General features: G+C 41.9%; 2 protein-coding genes. Both read right to left on the reverse strand.

All coding sequences use genetic code 11. From position 1 onward, the window contains the following. Window positions 1-277: 277 nt before the first annotated feature. A complete protein-coding gene (locus F6K53_RS37815; RefSeq protein WP_075905602.1) occupies window positions 278-1303 on the reverse strand; it encodes a glycosyltransferase family 2 protein in 1026 nt (341 codons plus the stop codon). 40 nt (window positions 1304-1343) lie between these two features. Continuing rightward, window positions 1344-2244, reverse strand: a 901-nt coding sequence (locus F6K53_RS37820; RefSeq protein ID WP_293084835.1) for a glycosyltransferase family 2 protein, incomplete at its 5' end; no start/stop codon positions are given.

Below are 2244 nucleotides of genomic sequence, written 5' to 3' on the forward strand. Positions count from 1 at the left end.
TTGACAACTAATACAATTGTTTCAACTTATAGTTCCACACCAACGACAAACAAAGGATATTTTCCACATCTGCTCACTATTTTGTAAACAAATATTAAGTTCGCCAGCGGTATCAGAATTGGGGGGATAGGGGGGCGAAATAAACTTCACCGCGTAAGTCCTGTAGATGCTACAGATAGTTAATGGGTAATGGATGATTGACAGAGGCATTATCCATTACCCATTAACCAGCATGCATTGGTAGCAGAGCTTTACCTATTTGCTAATAGATGAAATTTCATGTACCTCTGATTGCTTGAGAAATCCGGCGCTTTTGTGAAGACCCTGTGGTTTTTAAAGCTAAAGCTTCTATATGCTTGTAAAGATTCTCAGGTATAAGCCAGAGCAAATAGGCCGCAGCCCCAGTTAACACCGTACGACGTGGTTCTTCCCAGAGCATCTGCCAGTAGCTCCCCAGAGCTTCGTTGAAGAATTGGACAGCCATGGCACCATCTCTCAAGGTAACTGCCCGACGAGCTAGATACCTCGAATGGTAAGCACGGGCGCGGTTTTCCCACTCAACCACCACCTCAGGAGCATAGGAACGAGTCTTCTCAATTACCTGTTCCCAAGACCTTTGTTTTTTGAACAAGTTAGCTGATATACCACCAGAATTTACTCGGTATAGAGTCAAAGAGTCAGGAATGCCTTCCAGGTGCCAATTGGTTTGGATAGCAATGCGAAACCAACAATCCAAATCCTGTGACCCTTGCAATCCCTCATCCCAATAAAGGTCTTTGGTCTTTCCGTCAATAGTCTCTTGGTACTTAATAGCTTCAAATACCTCCTTGCGGAACACAGCACAGGAGCCATTACTAATAGGATTACGGCAAATGATGTCACCCATGGTGATGTCCTTTAGCTTGGGTAGTTGATAGATTCCTAGGGAATTTCCTGCTTCATCGATAAACCCAGAACAGCTAAAGCTAATCCCCAAATTGGGATTGTTTTCCAAATGTTCAATATGTTTTTCTAGCTTTTCAGGCAACCATAGGTCATCGCCATCTAAAAATGCTAAATACTCTCCCTGGGCTTGGCGGATACCTTCATTCCTTGCTGCATTAGCTCCCTGATTTTCCTGACGAATAATTTTGATTCTGGGGTCTAGGAACTGCTGGCAAATCTCTACACTTTGGTCAGGAGAACCATCATCAATCAGCAAATATTCAAAACTTTGGTAAGTTTGATCCAAAACTGACTGTACTGTAGCAGCAATATACTTCTCAACGTTGTAGACTGGAGTGATGACGGAAACTTTTTTCATTTTATAATCCATCTTATCTTATATTGAATGACTAAGACAATTATTGTCCAAGTTTGTCTTGTAAAATCTGACGTCTTTGGATCATTCCCACTACTTTGACAGCCAGAACTTCGAGGTAGGAATATAGGGGCTTAGGCAACAGCAAAAGTAAATAGGCAGCAGCCAAAGTCCGAAGGGTACGGCTTGGTTCTTCCAAGAGAAGACGCCAGTAAGTTGCCAAAGCACCATTAATTAGTTTGACAGACATTGGTCCATCTTTGAGACGTACTGCACTACGAGCAAAGTTTCGCAATCGATAGGCCAGGGCTAAATTTCCCCACTTCTCAATCAAGTCAGGAGCGTAGGAGCGAGTTTTTGCTAGTACTTGTTTCCAGGAATCTAACTGTTTGACTAAGTTCGCTGAAAGACTGGCTGAATTCACTCGATATAGGGTTAGTGCTTCAGGGATTCCCTCAATTTTCCAGTCTGTCTGAATCGCAATACGTAGCCAACATTCAATATCTTCAGCGCGGCGGAAGTTTTCATCAAAGTAAAAATCTTCTGTAGTGCCGTAAAGGTTATCTTGATACCTAATAGCTTCAAAGACTTCCCGTCGAATTACCGGAGCTGAACCATTACCAATAGGACTAGACCGGAATAAATCTGATCGGGTAATGTTCTTTAACTTAGGCATTAGATAAGTGTTCAATAAATTTCCCGATTCATCAATCAATGCAGAACGGCAAAAACTAACCCCTACCTCTGGAAATTTTTCTAAGTGTTCAATATGTCTTTCCAGTTTCTGAGGCAACCACAAGTCATCCCCATCTAAAAAGGCTAAATAATCTCCTTTGGCATGGCGAATTCCTGTATTTCGCGCTCCAGCAAGTCCCCGATTAGTTTGATGAATAATCTTAATTCGATGATCCGAAAATTCTTGACAAATTTTTATACTACTGTCT

The sequence above is a fragment of the Moorena sp. SIO4A1 genome (assembly GCF_010672065.1).
Lineage (GTDB): Bacteria > Cyanobacteriota > Cyanobacteriia > Cyanobacteriales > Coleofasciculaceae > Moorena.